Origin of the sequence: Dyella sp., assembly GCF_035685805.1 — a bacterium.
GTDB lineage: Bacteria > Pseudomonadota > Gammaproteobacteria > Xanthomonadales > Rhodanobacteraceae > Dyella_A.
In genome coordinates this window covers 17,017-33,757 of the sequence record NZ_DASSAB010000051.1, presented here as the reverse complement: position 1 = coordinate 33,757, position 16,741 = coordinate 17,017, and the positions used below count along the sequence as shown (strand labels likewise).

12 protein-coding genes are annotated in these 16,741 nt (G+C 69.8%); all 12 read right to left on the bottom strand.

The window, feature by feature from the left end:
- Positions 1-720: a PP2C family protein-serine/threonine phosphatase gene (locus tag VFG40_RS15440; protein ID WP_324899097.1), complete on the bottom strand. Its 720-nt coding sequence runs from the start codon at positions 718-720 to the stop codon at positions 1-3.
- Positions 717-2,402 (bottom strand): type VI secretion system-associated protein TagF, encoded by a 1,686-nt coding sequence (gene tagF, locus VFG40_RS15435; RefSeq protein WP_324899095.1) that lies wholly within the window; start codon positions 2,400-2,402, stop codon positions 717-719. Before tagF ends, VFG40_RS15440 begins: the two co-directional genes overlap by 4 nt.
- A 24-nt stretch (positions 2,403-2,426) precedes the next feature.
- Positions 2,427-5,954 carry a type VI secretion system membrane subunit TssM gene (gene tssM / locus VFG40_RS15430; protein ID WP_324899093.1) on the bottom strand — a complete coding sequence of 1,176 codons (3,528 nt, stop codon included), beginning with the start codon at positions 5,952-5,954 and terminating at the stop codon, positions 2,427-2,429.
- Positions 5,955-5,959: 5 nt separating this feature from the next.
- Positions 5,960-7,300: a type IVB secretion system protein IcmH/DotU gene (gene icmH / locus VFG40_RS15425; protein ID WP_324899090.1), complete on the bottom strand. Its 1,341-nt coding sequence runs from the start codon at positions 7,298-7,300 to the stop codon at positions 5,960-5,962.
- Between the two features lie 166 nt (positions 7,301-7,466).
- Positions 7,467-8,807 carry a type VI secretion system baseplate subunit TssK gene (gene tssK, locus VFG40_RS15420; protein ID WP_324899088.1) on the bottom strand — a complete coding sequence of 447 codons (1,341 nt, stop codon included), beginning with the start codon at positions 8,805-8,807 and terminating at the stop codon, positions 7,467-7,469.
- A gap of 289 nt (positions 8,808-9,096) precedes the next feature.
- Entirely contained in the window at positions 9,097-10,470 is a 1,374-nt protein-coding gene (tagH, locus tag VFG40_RS15415) for a type VI secretion system-associated FHA domain protein TagH (protein ID WP_324899085.1), read from the bottom strand.
- Positions 10,471-10,516: 46 nt separating this feature from the next.
- Complete coding sequence (locus tag VFG40_RS15410) at positions 10,517-11,056, bottom strand: DUF6931 family protein (protein ID WP_324899082.1); 540 nt, start codon at positions 11,054-11,056, stop codon at positions 10,517-10,519.
- A 14-nt stretch (positions 11,057-11,070) separates the two neighbouring features.
- Positions 11,071-13,155, bottom strand: coding sequence for a type VI secretion system Vgr family protein (tssI, locus tag VFG40_RS15405; protein WP_324899080.1), 2,085 nt, complete (start codon positions 13,153-13,155; stop codon positions 11,071-11,073).
- A 25-nt stretch (positions 13,156-13,180) separates the two neighbouring features.
- The gene (locus tag VFG40_RS15400; protein WP_324899078.1) at positions 13,181-14,563 is read right to left on the bottom strand and encodes a tetratricopeptide repeat protein; all 1,383 of its coding nucleotides are present in this window, start codon (positions 14,561-14,563) and stop codon (positions 13,181-13,183) included.
- 10 nt (positions 14,564-14,573) lie between these two features.
- Positions 14,574-14,864, bottom strand: a complete 291-nt coding sequence (locus VFG40_RS15395; RefSeq protein ID WP_324899076.1) for a PAAR domain-containing contractile injection system baseplate protein — start codon at positions 14,862-14,864, stop codon at positions 14,574-14,576.
- Positions 14,865-15,076: 212 nt separating this feature from the next.
- Complete coding sequence (locus tag VFG40_RS15390) at positions 15,077-15,322, bottom strand: hypothetical protein (RefSeq protein ID WP_324899074.1); 246 nt, start codon at positions 15,320-15,322, stop codon at positions 15,077-15,079.
- A gap of 229 nt (positions 15,323-15,551) precedes the next feature.
- Positions 15,552-16,619 carry a PI-PLC domain-containing protein gene (locus VFG40_RS15385; protein ID WP_324899072.1) on the bottom strand — a complete coding sequence of 356 codons (1,068 nt, stop codon included), beginning with the start codon at positions 16,617-16,619 and terminating at the stop codon, positions 15,552-15,554.
- Between the last annotated feature and the right edge of the window lie 122 nt (positions 16,620-16,741).

The window sequence follows — 16,741 nt, the reverse complement described above, 5'->3', positions numbered from 1 at the left end:
TCAATCGAGCAGCCGCACGACCACGGCGGAAATGTTGTCGCGTGCGGCACGGCCCAGCGCCACCCCCAGCACGCTGTCGAGCACGGCCTGCGGCGGCTCGGCGCGGCGGCACTGCGCCTCCAGCTCGGCGTCGCTCATCTCCTTGTTGACCCCGTCCGAGCACAGCACGAACTGCATGCCGGGCCGGCAGCCGGCGATCACCCAGTCGACGAACAACTGTTCTTCGGCGCCGATCGCCCGCGTCAGCACCCCGGCTCCCGGCTGCGGCGGCGCGGGCTGGCCGCCGAACTGGGTCACGTCGTCTTTCATGCCGTGCACGTGATCGGCGCTGATCTGTTCGAGCGTGCCGCGCTCCATGCAGTAGGCGCGGCTGTCGCCGACCCAGCCGCACAGCATGAAGTCTTTGTGGTGCACCAGCAGCACCACGGTGGAGCCGATGATGTCCACGCCGCGCACGTTGGCGGTGTGGATCAGGTCGGTGTTGACCTGCACCAGGGCGTCCTCGATCGCCTCGATGAAATCGAACACGCTGCCGGAGCGGTCCAGCGCGCCGAGGCGGTCGACGATCAGCGCGCTGGCGTAGTCGCCGGCCGAATGGCCGCCCATGCCGTCGGCGACCACCCACAGGCCGAGGTCGTCGCGCACCAGGATCGCGTCCTCGTTGTGGCGGCGCACTTTGCCGGTCACGGTGAGCCCGGCGGAAAGGTAGGGATGCGTCATGGCGCAATCTCGATGACGGCCAGCGGCCACGGCGCAGGATCGGCACCCAGCGCGGCCGCTTGGGCAATGTGGGCCCGTACGCCGTGGCAGTCCGGCGCGGACAGCGCCGCTGCCAGCAGCGCCAGGTCCAGCGACATCAGCCGGCGCGTGGCCAGCAGCAGGAAGCGATCGCCCGGCTCCACCGCGCAGACCATCTCGGCGCATTCGGCCTCACCGGTGCCGCCCAGGCCCACCGCGACGCTGGCGCGGCGGCTGGAGAGCAGCGTGTCCACGCCCGCACCCGGCCCGGCCTCCTCGGCGAACACCGGGCGCATCTGGCCACGTCGCCACTGCCACACCTCGCCGGTGCCGATGCGCAGCACCGCGGCCCAGCGGCCGGTGGTGTGCAGGGCAAGCACGGCGGCGTCTTCCATTACCGGGTCGATCAGGTCCTCGCCTGCGGCCTGCAGTGCGCCATGGCGCGCCAGCAGGCGCTCGCGCAGTTTCTGCATGCCGCCGGAGAATTCGCCCGGCTGCATCGCCGCGGCCACTGCCTGCGCGGTCGCCGCCGCACGACAGCGCGGGTCGTGGGCGCCGTCGTCGGCGGCAAGCACGGTGAGTGCGCCGTCGGCGCTGACGAAGACCGTCGACTTGCCGGCGGTCGCTGCGGCAGGCGCCGAGGTGGGCTGATCGACCGCCGCGGCTGCCGCGGGGGGCGTCGCGGGCGTGACCGCGGCCGGGGGCGGCGCCGGGCTGGCCGCCGTCCTGGCGAAGCCGGGCACGGTGATGTCATCTGGCACCGGCGCGCTGGCCGGGGGTTCGCCGATGCCGTCCAGCAGCGCGGAGAGGTCGTCGGGCAGGCTGGCCACGCGCGCCGTTGGCGCGACGGCCGCCGCCTCGGCGGCCTGCACCGGCGCGGCAGGCGCAGCGACCGGCGCCGGAGCGGGCGCTGGCGTGGGCGGCGCGGCCGGCGACGAGGCAAAACCGCGCAGCGACTGCCACTGCGTTTCGGCCTGGCCGGCATCGAGGAATGCCGCGAAGCCGGACGGTGCCGGCAGGCCCTGCGTGAGCATCGCGCTGGCCGGCACCGCACCGGCGCCGTGCGTCCACCACAGGCACCAGCCGGTGCCGGTGGCGCTTACCTGCAGCCACAGCGCCTCGAGGAAGGCCTCGTCGTGGCCGTGCACGCGCAGCGGCAGACGCCATTGACCGGCCGCGCGCCAGTCCACGCCCTGCAACGCGGTGGCCGGATCGCTGCGGGTCACTGCCAGCGGCCCGGGCAGACTCGCCAGCCGGGCGTCGAACGCATCGGCGCCGGCGCCGTGGTACCGCGCCTGGGCGTGCGACTGCTCCAGTGCGTCGAACCATCGCTGCGCCTCGCGCAGCGTGTGCGTGCAGGCGGCCGGCTCGCTGCCCAGCGGGGCCGCCATCACCATCGGAAAGCACCGTCCGACGCGGTCGGCTGCGGGCGCCATCACGCCGGCCCAGGCCGGCTCGCCGCAGACCCCGGGCGACAGCACGAAACGCCACGCCGGGCTGGCATGCCAGGCGTCGTGCCAGCGCTCGCCCAGTTGCTCGCGACTGGCCGCCACCGCGTGCTCGAAGTGCCGGTCCCACCGGTCCACGAACTCCGCCGGCAGGCGGCGCTGCACGAAGTCACCCGCGCCGGGCAGCTTGCCGAAGAACCCCACCAATGCCGACATCCCCCCTGTTGGATTCGGCATTGGTCAGCCTCCGCACCGGAAACGCTGCACGTCGGTGGAGAGGAACGGGTTCTTCAGGTTGTTCGCCTGCAGGGTGACCTTCGCCGCGTGGCCGCCGAAGTTGAAGGTGGCGGTGTAGCGCAGGTCCGATTGCCGGGCCAGGCCTGCCGCCTGCAGCGCGCGGAAGAACGCCCAGTCGCCCTGGTAGTCGACGCTGCTGATCAGGTTGCCGGCCGCGTCGTACGCCGCCACGCTCGCCTGCCCCGGCTGCGGCCCCGGCCACTTCATCGCCGCGGTCGTCGCGCCGCCAGGGCTGTACTCGTATTTCTGCCCGTCGACGCTGATCACCAGCTTGCCGATCGCCGGATCCAGCTGCGGCGCCTGCCAGGTGAAATCCACTTCCGGGGTGGCGCTGCCATTGCGGAAATACATCTGCTTGATCGAGTCGGCCAGCTGCATCTGCGCCAGCATGCCGGGCGATCCGCTGACCGCGCCGGGGCCGGATTTCCACTGCCAGTTGCGGCCGCTGGCATCGACCAGCTTCTCCAGCGTCTGCTTGTAGAAGCCGTCGAACTGGCCGCCGTAGCCGAACAGCTCGGCAAAGTTCTGCAGCGGGATCTCCGACTTGCCGTTGGGCGCGAACGGATAACGGCCGCGGGTGAAGTCGGCGCAGTCCTTGGCCACCGCCTGCTGGAACTGGTCGTCCAGCGCCCCCTTGGTGCCGCTGGCCACCAGCGCCTGGCTCTTGCCGGTGAGCGCGGCGACCCAGCCGGACACCGGCGGCGGCAGCTGCGCCGCGGCCTGCTGCGCCAGCAGCAGTTGCGGATTGGGCTGGCCCGCCGCGCCGCTGAAGTCGCTCATGGTCAGCAGCGTCTTGCTGAGCTGGTCGAGCACGCCCAGCGTCTGGTCGATCGGCGCGGCGCCCGGCGCGCCCTCGCTGAGCTTGTTGAGCAGGTCGAAGTGGTCGCTGATCGCCTGGCCCGGCGCCTGCGTCGGTTCCGCCGGCGCCGCACCCGCAGCGTTGGCCAGGGCGCGGCTGAGCGCGCTCTGGGTCGCCTTCTTCTCGGCCGCGGCCTGCGCCGCAGCGAGCGCCTTGTCGGCATCGCTGGCCGGCGGCGCGCGCAGCATGTCGTGGGTGTTGTCGCGTACCACCGCGAGCAGCGCCTTCAGCGGCGAGGCGGGGCCGGAGAGCTTCGCGGCGATCGCGCTGGCGTCCTGGATGTTGTTGATCGGCTGCAGTTCCAGATCGGCCAGCAGCGCGTCCCAACTGGCGATGTAGTCGGCCTGGTACAGCGCCAGCACCTGTTGCTGCAGGCGCGCCTTGGCGATCGCGTCGATCGCGCCGGTGCCGAATACCCAGTCGTCCTGGGTGAACCGGGTGACCGCCTGTTCGATGCCCTTGTTCACCTGCTGGGCGAACACCGGCTGGGTGAACAGCGCCGGCAACGGCGCCGACAGCGGCGTGCCGCTCTTGCGGCGGAACGCGTTGCCGAGCAGGCCCAGCGCCTTGTCCAGCTGCAGCGGCGGCTGGTCGCCCGCATCGGCGGTGAGCTTGAGGCTGCCGTAGACCAGCGAAGACAGGTCGGCGGTGCGCAGCGTGGCGCGTGCCTGCTCCACCAGGTCGTTGTCCAGGCTGATCGCGCGCAGCCGGCCCGGGTCGGCCACCAGCGCGGCGAAGTGCTTTGCCACGGCCTCCTGCAGCACGACGTCGTCCGGGAACACCTTGCGCCATTCGAGGTTGGTCAGCGCCACCAGCTGCTGCGGATCCTGGTGGCTGGGCTGGCCCAGCATCAGGTAGCCCTTGAGGTAGTAGTACAGCGCCTGCGGATCGCTCGCGTTGCCGGTGAGCCCGGTGCGGAACTGCGACGCCACGCCGGGCAGCAGGATGCCGTTGAGCTCGCGCAGGTAGGCGTCGTGCACCTCGTTGCCCACCGCCTTGCCCTGGTACAGGCCCAAGCGCATCAGCAGCGGCACGTGACCGGCGTACTGGCGCGCCACGTCCTGCACGGCCGAAAGCGCCTCGAGCCGCTCCAGCGCCATCGCGAAGTAGGCCTTCTGGGTGGTGGCGGCGGACAGGTCGCTCTTGACCGGATAGCCGGCCAGCGCCGCCTGCACCTTGCCCAGGTAGGCGCGGTTGCGGCCGTAGCTGGTGGCCATGCCAACGAACAGCAGCGCGGTGGCCAGCAACACGGCCGCATACGACGCCGCCTGCAGCAGGATCTTCTGCCGCTCCAGCTTGGGGTTGGTGCCGGCGAAGCCGGACTCCTTGAACAGCACGTCCTTGAGCAGCCGCTCGACGAAGAACGTGCGCTGCTGCGCGCCCTTGGCCTGCACCCTGGCCGCGTCCACGCCGAAGGTGCGCGCGACCGCGCTCATCATGCGGTCGATCGGTGCGCCTTCCTGGGTACCGGAGGTGAGGTACACGCCGCGCAGCAGCGGCTGGCTGGCATACGGGTTGGGCGCGAACACGCCTTCGACGAACTGCCGCGCCACGTCGCGCATGGCGCCCAGCTGCTGCGGGAACGACAGGATCGCCGCGCGGCGGCTGCGGTCGTTTTCCGCGTGCAGGCGATCGAGCACGCGCGTGTTGAGCCGGTCCAGCAGGATCTGGAACTCGTCGGCGAAGGCCTTGGCAGCGCTGCCGTCCATGGTCTTGTTGACCGGGAACGACATGCCCCAGACCTGGCTGCGCAACTCGGGATTCAAGTCGTCGAAGAACTCGCTGAAGCCGGCGATCAGGTCGCACTTGGTCAGCACCAGGTACACCGGCACGCCGATGCGCAGGTGCTCGGCCAGCTCGTCGAGCCGGCGGCGCACTGCCTGCACGTGCTCGTAGCGGCCGTTGTCGTCCAGCACCAGCAGGTCGGACATGCTCATGGCGATGAGCACGCCGTTGATCGGCCGACGCTTGCGGTAGCGGCGCAGCAGCTTGAGGAACTCCGCCCACGCCGAGGCGTCGGCGCTGCGGTCCGAATCCTGCGTGGTGTAACGCCCGGCGGTGTCGAGGAACACCGCCTCCTCGGTGAACCACCAGTCGCAGTTGCGGGTGCCGCCGATGCCGCGCAGCGCTTCCTTGCCGAAGCGGTCCGACAGCGGGAAGTTGAGCCCGGAGTTCTGCAGCAGCGTGCTCTTGCCCGAGCCCGGCGGCCCGATCACCACGTACCACGGCAGCGTGTACAGGTTGCCGCCGCCACGACGGCTCTTGCGCAACGTCTCCACCGCCTCCTGGAAGCGCACGGCGAGCTGGCTGCGCTCGCTGGCGCTGCGGTCGTCGCCGCCGGCGGCCGGCGCCGCGCCCGCCTCCTGCCCGGCGAGGTCGCCGGACATCTTCGCGGTCTTGCTGCGCAGGCGCAGCTGCTGGATCTGCAGCGCCACCACCCACGCCAGCAGCAGCACGATGATCACCACCAGCCGGGTGACCGGGCTGGCCAGCGGCTGGCTGTCGCCTATGCCGAGGTAGGGGCCGCCCAGCCAGACCAGCAGCGACAGCAGCAGCAGGCCGACCAGGGCGATGAACCAGCCGGAGCTGAGCAGGGAAAGCAACTTTTTCACGAGCCTCAGCCCTCCGGGATGTACTTGATTTCCACACGCCGGTTGCGCGTGCGGTTGGCCGGAAGGCTCGGCGGCAGCGCGATCGGCTGCGATGCGCCAGCGCCGCTGGATTCGACCCGCCCGGGGTTGTCCAGCCCCTGGACGAGGATCTTCACCACCGACTGCGCACGCGCCGCGGACAGCTCGAAGTTGTCCTTGAAGCGCAGCGAGTGGATCGGCTGGTCGTCGGTGTGGCCGACCACGATCACGCGGCCGTTGACCTGGTTCAGCGCGGCCGTGATCGCGTGCAGCATCGGCACCTGGCTGTCGCTCACGTCCACCCCGCCGGAGACGAACATGTCCGCCGCACCCAGGCGCACCAGCGCGCTGCCGTCGGGCTGCTCGTCCACGCTCAGCTGGCCGGCCTGTTCCTGCGGTGCCAGCAGCTGCTTGAGGCTCTTGTGCGGCGCCGGCGGCAGCGCGCGGTTGTCCGGCGGCGTGGCGCTTTCCAGCCCGATCTGCGCGATCTGCGCACTGGCCGGCTCGGACGCTGCATTGAGTCGGCTGTAGAAGATGACGAAGGCCACCAGCAGCACGCAGGCGGCGGCCGCGGCGATTACCCACAGCGGCACGTAGCGGATCAGTGGATTGCGGCGATCCTCGATGCCGCGCCAGTGCGGCGCCAGCTCGTCGGCTGCCGGCGCACGCTGCGCCTTGATGCGGCGGTACAGGTCTTCCTGGATTTCGGCCAGCTTGGCGCGCCCGCCCGCCTCGATCTGGTAGCGCCCGCCAAAGCCCAGCGCCAGGCACAGGTACATCAGTTCGATCAGGTCGATGTGCTTGGAGAAATCCGCGCACAGCCGCTCCAGGATCTGGAAGAACTTGGCGCCGCCGTAGGACTCGCTGTGGAAGGTGACCAGCAGGGTGCGCTGCGCCCAGCCGCTCTGCTCGCCCCACGGCGCGTTGAGCACCGACTCGTCGAGCATCGCGCACAGCACGTAGCGTGCGGCGGTGATCGTCTGCGCCGGCAGGCCCGCGGCCTGCGCATGGCTCTCGAACTTGCGCACCTGGGCGATCACCTGCTCGCGCAGGTGGGTAGCGTCCGGCGGCGACACGCTGTGGCGCAACTGCACGCCCAGCAGCAGCAGTGCGCTGGCCGTCTGCACCAGCGGATTCATGCCGCCGCCGAGGAACTCGCTGATGTCCGCGCGCGCGGCCTCCACCGTGCGCGCGGGGGTGGCGACAGCCGGTGCCGGTGCCAGCGCGGCCGGAGCGGCGCCGGCCGGTGCGCGCGGGCGCACCACGGTGGCGTCATCGGGAACAGGCAGAGCGCCGGGCGGGTTGCCGGGACCGTAGGGTGTGTTCATGGCTGGACCTGCTGATGGCCATCCCGCGTGCCGCGCCGGGAGCGCGTGTCGGGCAGGCCGGAAACGGGACGCGGAGCCGTGGCGACCTCCGCGCGGGCGGGCGCGCGCACGGTGCGCGATCGCGCCGGATGTCGCGGGGCGGAGCGAATCGGGACCATGCGCGTCCTCACCCTCCCCGGATCGCCCACAGCTGCAGGTCGAGCCCGGCGAACTCGCTGCCGAAGTGGAACGCGATGCCGCCGGAGGTCTTCAGCTCGCGCCACATCGGCGCGTGCTTGTCGAACTCGAAATACAGGTAGCCCGCGTTGTACGGAATCTGTCGCGGCGCCACCGGCATCGGGCTCACGCCGATGCCCGGCAGCTGCAGGTTGACCAGGTCGCGGATCTTCTCCACCGGGCCGATCTTGGAGACCGCCGGCAGCTGCCGGCGCAGGTCTTCGGACTTGAGATCCGCCTTGGCCGCCAGCACGAAGGCGGCGGTATCGAGCAGGGTGAGGTCCGGCACCACCGCCACCCATACGCCGTACTTGCGCTCCTGCAGCGGGATCGGCGTGGCGGTCTGCTCCATCACCGCGCTGAGGCTGTTGCGCAGGGCCAGGATCACCGGCTCGAAGCTCTCGCGCAGCGACTCGTGGCGGTAGGCGGGGAATGCGCTGGGTCGCTTGCCGGGCATGGTGAAGGTCGCCAGCTCGCCGGCCATCATCACCATCGCGCGATACAGCTCCTCCGGATGCACCAGCGGCGCCTCGGCCAGGTGCGCCACCAGCGGCTGGCAGCGGTTGACCACCTGCAGCAGCAGGAAATCGGCGATCTCCGCCGCGCCGCCGCGGTCGGTCACCGCCACCCGGCTGGCCAGCGCTTCGCCGCGCTGGTGCAGCAGCCCGAGCAGTTCGGTCAGGAAGGTCACCAGTCGCGGCACCGCGCCGACGCTGAAGCCGGTCGGCATGAAACCTTCATCCAGCATCACCCGCCGGTCGGAGCGGCACTCCACGATGCGCGCCAGCGGCATCCGGGTGAGCCCCTCCAGCGGCTGCGACTCGGGCAGCAGGCGGCTGGTCATGCCGCCCACTTCCAGCAGCGCGGTGCCGTCGGTGCTGCCGGAGGCATCGCGCACCTCGGCCTCGCGCACGCGGTAGCGGAACAGCTTCTCCGCCGGCGCTTCCGGGCGGCCGCTGTCGGGCTGCGTGGGTGAGCGCAGCGGCAGCGTGAGATAGACGGTCTGGTCGCGCCAGTTGGCGTCCACGTCCAGCGCCGGCGGCAGCGGATCGTCCGCGGGCATCGCGAACGGGGTGCCGTCGGGGAACACGCCGCGGGCGCGGCGGATGCCGAGCTTGCCCACCGCCAGCAGGTCGGTCTCCAGTTCCAGCTCGGTGAAGCCCCAGGTGTAGGGACGCAGCGCACCGGCGCGCAGCTCGACGAAGCGCTCCAGGTAGCGCTCGTGCTGCTGCAGGTGCTGGGGCCTGAGGAACAGCCCCTCGCTCCATACCACTTTGTTGTTCTGCGTCATGTCCGGCCTATGTGCTGGTTTTGCGGCTGCTGGGCGAGAAGATGCGAAGTCGCTGGCACGCCCGTCGGGGCGCGCCGCCTGCGACCCGTGCGAGCCGCTTCAGGGCGCGCCTGGAGCGGGTGCAGCAGGTCGGCGCGGGCGCGCGCGAAGTTGCCGGCCGCCGGCACGCACCCGTACCCGCCAGGATCACGCCGCCCGATGGCCTGCCTTCGCCAGCCCAGCCTCCCCTTCATCCCCTGCGTCTCTTGTTAGTGCGTGCTCGGGCCCCGAATTACGTCACGCGCGGCCGTCACGAGTGCCGGGCGCCGCTGCGCCGGGCCGATTTGAGCCGGGCCAGCTGTTCCTCGTAGGCGCGCGCGAACTCGTCGCCGAACAGGCGCCGGAAGCAGTCGTCGGGGTTCTTGATCAGCCCCTCGAAGTTCTCGCGGTACTTCTCCCAGTACTTCGCCTTGCCGCCGAAGGCCGAGCGCTTGCCGCCATCGACCTCCTGCTCGAGCCGGTCGGGGCCGAAGTGCGCCAGCAGCGATTCGAACGCCGCGCGCACGCCGGCGAGCATCGCCATCTGGTGGCAGCGGATGTCGTCGAAGGCGTCGTCGAACGCGGCCGGGCCGGACAAAAACGCGGCGTTCGGCGGCGAGAGGATCTTCTGCAGCGCCTCGTCCGCATTCGGCGCGAACTTCAGCGGGTTGTTCTCCGAGCGCTGGATGATCGTCACCGGCAGGCGGAAGGTGTTCTTGATCTCGGCCCGCGCGCGCAGCACGTCCATCACGCCGTCGACCACGATGCCGAGCATCTGCTGCACGTCGGCCGGCATCGCGCCGGCCGGCGTCGGTATGGCGGATGCCGGCGGCATCGGCGCGGCAACCGGCGCGACCGGCGGCGGTGCCGGTGTGGGGGCAAACGCCGGGGCGGGTGCCGGGGCCCCGCGGGGGGCGAAATCGCCCATCGTCAGGTCCCAGTTTTCCGGCAGCGGCTGCACGGCACGCTGGCCCTCGGTGGCCGGCGGGCGGAAATGGTCTTCCATGCCGGGCGTGTGGTTCCAGCCGGCGCCGGTCGCCACGGGCACGCCGGCCAGGGGTGCCAGCGGCGCATCGAGAAAGCTCAGCGGATCGAGCGGATCGCCACCGCCATGCAGGGCGTCGGGAATCAGCCCGCCATCGCGCCCACCGGCACCGGCGACCGACGGGCCAAGCCCGAGATCGAGGAAATCATCCAGCGGATCGATCGCCCGTGCCGGTGCCGGCGACGGCGTCAGCGGCGCAAACGGCGGCGGCGGCGAGGTGGCGAAGATGTCCACCGGCGCCGGCGCGGCCGCAGCGGGTGCCGGCGCCGGCGCGTTGGCGGCCTGCAGGTTCACCGACACCTCGAAGGTATCGATCTGCAGCCGGTCGCCCTGCTTCAGCGCCGACGGCTCGCCCTTCACCAGCGGCATGCCGTTGAGCAGCATGCCGTTGGTGGAGCGGTCCTCGATGAAATAGATGCCGTTGAGGCAGCGGATCATCGCGTGCACGCGCGAGACGCCGGACGAGCTGAGCACCCAGTCGCAGTCCTCCGAGCGCCCGATGCTGCCGTCGCGGCCCTCGAACGCCTTCTGGCTGCGTGCGCCGAACTGCGCGGCGTGATGGCCCATCACGGCCAGGACCAGGGTTGGTGATGTGGACACGCTCAGTTCCCCCCCGCGGGATGGCGACGATGGTGGCGGCGGCATGTCACGGCTCGCTCCCGCTGGCCTGCAGCAGGCTCATCGCGCGCTCGATGAAGGTGGCGCGACGCGACGCGAAGTTCGGTGCATCCAAGGCCGCCATCAGGTTGATTGAGGCCACCGTGGCGCGGGCGGTGAGATGCTCCGGCGGAGGCACCGGCGTCTGCTGCGTGGCCGGCGCCAGGCTGCCGCCGGACCAGCCCGCCGCGGCGGCAATCCACGCGCCGAGCGACTTGTAGCCGCCCGCGTGGGCGAACTCGAACGCGGCGCGACGATTGCTCTCGGAGGTGTCGCGCACCCATTGCTCGGCCAGCGAGGCGCCGGCGCGATCTTCCTGGGTGAGCGGCTGCTCGCGGGCGCACTGGCACAGCCACGCCACCGCGTAGCGCTTGGGCATCAGTCGCGCGAGCAGTTTCAGCGCGTCCTGCGCCTGGCCCGCGGCGAGCAGGTCCTGCACCGCGGTCTGCGGCGACATGTCCGCGCGCAGGCGGGCGCTGGCGTCCGGGGTGAGCTCCATCTGCACCGAAGCGTGGATGACTGCCGACATGCGTGCTTCTCCCGTCAGCCGATCATGATGATGGCGCCGGAGACCTGGGTCATCGCGTCACCCTTGATGGTCGTCATGGCGCCCTTGACCGTGGTCATGGCGGCGCCGGCTACTTCGAGCATCGCGTCCGAGTGCGCCTTGAGGCTGGCGCCTGCGCCGATATCCATCGTGGCGCCGGCCTTGATGCCGACCTCGACCTGGCCCTCGATCTTCACGCCCATGCTGGCGGTGATCTTGATGTTGAGGCCCTTGATCTCGATGTCGCCCGAGCTCTTCATCACGATGCTCGAGGCGCCGGTGACCAGCTCGATCTCGGTGCCGGCGTCGAGCTTGAACTTCTGCCCGATGCTGGTGGTGCCGTTCATCGTGACGTCGAGCGTGTCGCCGTTCTGCACGGTGACCTTGCGGTCGTGCTTGATCGTCTCGGTCTGGTCGTTGTTGACCGTGAGCGTCTGGTTGTTCTCCACCGTGGTGGTCTGGTCGTGCTTCACGGTGAGCGTCTGGTCGTTCTTGACCGTGCTGATTTCGTCGTGGTCGATGGTGACGGTGTGGTCGTTCTCGACCTCTTCGACCATGTCCTTCTGCGCGTGGATGAACAGCTGCTCGGAGCCCTTCTTGTCCTCGAAGCGCAGCTCGTTGGCATCGTCGGCGCCGCCCAGCAGGCTGCGGCTCTTGATGCCCGACTGGGTCTTGTTGTCCGGCAACGCGTATGGCGGCAGGTTGTCGGCGTTGTAGACGCTGCCGATGATCAGCGGACGATCCGGGTCGCCCTCGAGGAAGCTCACCACCACCTCCTGCCCCACCCGCGGAATACTCACCGCGCCCCAGTTCTTGCCGGCCCACGGCGAGGCCACGCGCACCGGGCAGGAGCTCTGCGCCTTGTCCTTGTCCGGCTTGTTCCAGTGGAAGGTGACCTGCACGCGGCCGTACTTGTCCACCGCGATCTCTTCGTCGGTGTCGCTGCCGCACACCACTGCCGTCTGCAGGCCGACCACGCGGGTCTTGGCCACGCTGGGCAGGTTGCGGAACGGGGTCTTGGAGGTGACCGCCTCGAAGCGGCACTGGAACGGCTCGACACCCTGCTCCGCCCCCGCGTGGTAGCCCGGGTCGGCCAGCTCGATGGTGGTGCCGGTCACCAGGTATTCCTGGTTGAGCTCGGCCAGCGGAAAGTCCTTCAGCGTGAACAGTCCGCCGGTCGCCATGCCGCAGGCGTCGGTGCGACCCTCGAACGCCAGGTGGCGCGCGTTGAGCGCCTCCACCCGTACCTGCGCGTAGCGCCGGCCGTCATCCGCGGATGCGTGCAGGCCCGGGTAATCGAACACGTCCAGCCCCGACACGCCGTGGAAACTGCTGCCGTCATCGATGTTCTCGGTACCCAGCAGCGCCGTCTTCGGGTTGAGCGGGTCGTAATCGGTGAGCTGGCACTTCAGCGCGTGCACGCTCTCGGCGGTGCGCCACTCGGAGATCGATGCGGCCGCGCGGCTGCCGTAATCCAGCGGCGGGCAGTAGGGAATCTGCGCCAGGCCGCTGAGCGCCGCGTGCGCGCCCAGCGCATCGGCCAGCACCATGGTGTGCGTGCTCGCCGTGTGGGTGAAGTAGTAGTAGATGCCCTCCTGCTCGAGCAGGCGGGTGATGAAGTCGAAGCTGCTCTCGCGGTACTGCACGCAGTAGTCGCGGGCGGCGTAGTTGCCGCTCAGGCTCAGCTTGACGTCGGCATAGCCGATTTCGCCCAGCAGGTCCTTGACGATGGTCGGCACGCTCTTGGCGTTGTAGATGCGGCAGTCGACCCGGTGCGTGAGCAGCCAGGGCTTGGGCACCAGCTGCACGCGATAGCGGGCATAGCGCACCTTGCTGATCGTCTCGAAACCGGTCTGCGCGGCCTCCGCGACGATGCCGTGGAAATGGCGCTCGTCGCCCTCGTCGGTCTTCAGCGTGACCGCCATCGGGGTGCCCAGCAGCTTGCGCAGCTTCACCTCGGCGCTTTCGCTGATCAGCTCCAGTTCGCAGGAAAAAAGGCGGCCCAGCGGCTCGCTGGCGCGCATCCGGACGAACAGCAGGCTGCTGTCGATGTCGCTGTGTACGGTGATTGCATGGGCCATCGATGGTTTCTCCTGGGTGCCCGGCTCAGCCGGCCACCGGCGTCGATGCGCGGCGGGCCCGCACCACCCAGCCCAGCACCGGCTTGCCCGCCTCGCGGCGCAGGGTGTCGGAGCGGATCGTGACGGCGTCGAAGCCGGCGGCGGTCAGCACGCGCTCGACGTAGGCGCGCGAGTGGCGATAGCGCCCGCTCGAGCTGAGCTCGCTGCGGTCTTCATCGCCTTCGATCGCCTCCAGCGTGAAGCCGAGCCAGCCGTCCGGCCGCAGCGCCCCGGCGGCGGCGCCGAGCACCGGGCCGAGCTCGCCGAAATAGACCAGGGTGTCGGCCGAGACCACCAGGTCGAATGCCCCGTGGTGCGCGTCCAGCCACGCCGTGAGTTCGGCCACTTCCAGCGCGTCGTAGCCGCCGCGGGCGCGGGCCTTGTCGACCATGCCGCCGGACAGGTCCACGCCGACCAGGTGGCGTGCGCGTTCGCGCAGCAGCGGCGCGCACAGGCCGGTGCCGCAGCCGGCATCGAGCACGTCCGCGCTGGCAGGCGCGGTCGGCGCCACTTCGTCGAGGAACGCCATCAGCACTTCCGGCGCGCGGTAGCCGAGGTTGTTGAGCAACTGCTCGTCGAAGCTGTCGGCGAAACCGTCGAACACGTCGCGCACGTAGTCGTCGGCGGCACGCGGCGGCGCCTCGGTCGCGCCGCAGGAGGCCAGCATGTGCCGCGGCACCGGGTTGTCCGGCTCGCGCACCAGCCAGTCGCGGTAGACCTCGGCGGCGGCGTCGTGGCGCCCGAGCATGTACAGCGCGATGCCGACGCCTTCCAGCGCCCGCACGTTGCGCTCGTCGCAGCGGAACGCCTCACGGAAGCACTCGGCGGACTGTTCCAGGTGTTCTTCGTTCTGCGCGTGGTTGCGCAGGAACAGGCCCAGCCGGTAATGCCCGTGGGCATAAGCGGGCGCCTGCTGCAGCAGCCGCGTATAGGCGTCGAAGGCGTCGTCGAGCCGCTCCTGTGCCTCCAGCACCACCGCCAGGTTGCTCAGGGCGTTGTAATGGCCCGGGCCGCACTCCAGAGCGCGCCGATAGCAGGCCTCGGCCTCCGCGAGCCGGCCGCACTCCTTGTGGATGTTGCCGAGGTTGTTGTGCGCATCGGGGTGGCGCGGGGTGATCTTCAGCGCCGAGCCGATCAGCGATACCGCCTCGTCGCTGCGACCGCGCTGGTGGCACAGCACGCCCAGGAAATGCAGCGCATCCGGCTGGGCGACGTGCATTTCCAGCACCTCGTTGTACAACCGCTCGGCGCCGTCCAGATCGCCCGCCTGATGGGCCTGGATCGCACGCGCCAGCAGCGCCGCGTGCGGCTTTGACGCGGGCTTGGCAGCCTTGCGCGAGCGACGGAATGTGCGGGCAGCGGCGTTCATGCGTAATCCTTCAGCCAATCAGAACCGTGAAACAACCGAGCACGATGGTGCCGCCGTGTGCGCAGCTGTCGCCCAGGCGGGCCGCCGGCTGGCCACCGATCAGCACGGTGGGTGCGCCCATCACGATCGAGTCCGGCGGCCCCACGCAGACGGCCATGTCGCCCAGCCGCGCCGCCGGCAGCCCACCGATCAGCACCGTCGGCTTGCCCGGGGCGGAAATCGGGCCACCCACGTGGGGCACCACGCCGGTGACCATCGGGCAGACGTGCATGTCGGTAAGACGCGCGGCCGGTTGCGGCATGGCTAATGCCCCGCCCCGCGCCAGACGACGCCCGCTTCCGGTCGATTCGCATGCTTCATCTGCCCCGCCCCCTCGGCTTCGCGCCGCCGCCGCCCCGGAAAAGGGCTTGCGACTCGCTCCACCACTTAGGTGCGCAAAAACGGGGCGGATTTGATCACGCCCCGGCAGGGATCCCGCGGTCACCGCCGTCGCCCGACATCTGCCGGGCCGGCTCAGACGCCGATCAGCTGGTCCAGTTCCGGCAACCCGGCATTGCCCTGGCGGGCCTCCTGATAGAGCCCGCCGAGTTCGCTCAGGGCGCGGGACAGGTCCAGCACGTACTGGCCGTGATAGGCGATGTCCTCGTCACTGCCGTCCTCGCTGCCTGCAAGCTGCTCGTGCCAGGCCATGTCCCGCTGCAAGGCCTTGCACGCGACAGGGTAAAGAGCTGGCGCATGCAAACCACGATGCTGGAACATCCGGCGCCGCCCCTGATCTCACGCAACCGAAGCGGTCCGGGCAGGCGGGACGACGTCGGGCCATCTTGTCAGCTGCTTAGAAGTCCAGCGGAATGGATCATCGGCAGCCGGGCGCCTTGGTGGACACGACGCCTACTGCAATCTGCCTAAAACTCGCCGGCGCAAACTCCAGCTCCGAAGCCGCGGGCGCGACGATAACGCTCACGATCGCGCACCCGGCGGACTGTCCTCAGATGATGGCGCCGACGTTAGTCAGGTCGTCGCCCATGCGCGCCATCATGTCTGCGGTAGTGAGGTTGAGGTTCCAGATCGTCGCGCAGCGATTGGCGTCGGCGAAGTCCATCATGATGATGTTGGGCATGAAGGACTTGGCGCTGCGGCCCATCGCTGTCGGCGGATAGCCTTTGGCGAGCCACTGCCGGTGCTGGTGCCCGGCCCGGGCAATGATGTGGTCCTTCACGCCGGCCCGCCAGGCGCCGACCAGCGCCTGCTGGCCAGAGGTCCACATCTTGCGGTCGCGGGCCTCGATGCTCTCGAAGGTTTTCAGGAGCTTCTCGCCGATCTTGGTGGTGAGCGTCCAGTACATCATGCCGAGCATCTCGGGGCTGCTCACCGGCCCCTGCGAAAGAATCTCCGCCTGCTTGCGGGCGTTCTTGGCGCTGGAGCGGGTATTGGAGTACTTGCCGAAATACTGCATGCCCCACTTGTGAGGGTCGTACGACGCGTGCGCACCGTCGGAGTTGAACATTGCCTTCACCGGCAGGATGCCGGGCGACGAGGCCTTCAACAGGGTCGGCAACTTGTCGAAATCACCTTGATCGATGATGACGATGACCTTGCCCTGCAACGAACTGATCAGCGCGACATTGAGGTTGACGTTCTGCGCGAACCGCTCGTTGCCCAGCTTGAGCAGGCACTGGTTCACCACCTCTTCCATATTTCCGCACTTGGAGAAACGCAGGATCAGGAATTCATCGGTGTTGGCCATGACGAAGGCGCGAGCCTGGTCGAGCATCTCGGAGAGCCGGTCGCCGCCATAGCCGGTGAATGTGCCGATCTGCACTTTCTTGCTTAACGATGGCGCCTGGTAGCTGCCTGCCGAACTGGTCTTCTGCTTCAGGGCCGGCGCGTGGAACGCCCTCTGCTCGAGACCGTTGGCCGTCTTGATCGTTGCGATGCGAAGATCGAAGTAGCGCACACCTGCCGCCGCCTGCTGACCGAGGGTCAGATTCTGCGTGCGAGCCGTGCCACCCAGCTCCGCACCATAGATGCCCGCGTCGTGGGTGCCGGGAAACACCACGTCGCACAGGCGCTTGTTTCTAAAAGCCGCAAAACCTGCCATAACCAGCCCCCCTCAGTTGTTCGAATGAATCCTTCTTCTTGCGCTTGCCGATCCGGAACAAGTCGGGCGAGACCGAG

What these genes read in the sequence shown, in the direction of transcription:
- VFG40_RS15390 (WP_324899074.1), bottom strand. Translation starts at nt 15,322, where the DNA reads ATGTTCCAGCATCGTGGTTTGCATGCGCCAGCTCTTTACCCTGTCGCG.
- tagF (WP_324899095.1), bottom strand. Translation starts at nt 2,402, where the DNA reads ATGTCGGCATTGGTGGGGTTCTTCGGCAAGCTGCCCGGCGCGGGTGAC.
- VFG40_RS15400 (WP_324899078.1), bottom strand. Translation starts at nt 14,563, where the DNA reads ATGAACGCCGCTGCCCGCACATTCCGTCGCTCGCGCAAGGCTGCCAAG.
- VFG40_RS15440 (WP_324899097.1), bottom strand. Translation starts at nt 720, where the DNA reads ATGACGCATCCCTACCTTTCCGCCGGGCTCACCGTGACCGGCAAAGTG.
- VFG40_RS15410 (WP_324899082.1), bottom strand. Translation starts at nt 11,056, where the DNA reads ATGTCGGCAGTCATCCACGCTTCGGTGCAGATGGAGCTCACCCCGGAC.
- VFG40_RS15395 (WP_324899076.1), bottom strand. Translation starts at nt 14,864, where the DNA reads ATGCCGCAACCGGCCGCGCGTCTTACCGACATGCACGTCTGCCCGATG.
- icmH (WP_324899090.1), bottom strand. Translation starts at nt 7,300, where the DNA reads ATGAACACACCCTACGGTCCCGGCAACCCGCCCGGCGCTCTGCCTGTT.
- tssK (WP_324899088.1), bottom strand. Translation starts at nt 8,807, where the DNA reads ATGACGCAGAACAACAAAGTGGTATGGAGCGAGGGGCTGTTCCTCAGG.
- tssI (WP_324899080.1), bottom strand. Translation starts at nt 13,155, where the DNA reads ATGGCCCATGCAATCACCGTACACAGCGACATCGACAGCAGCCTGCTG.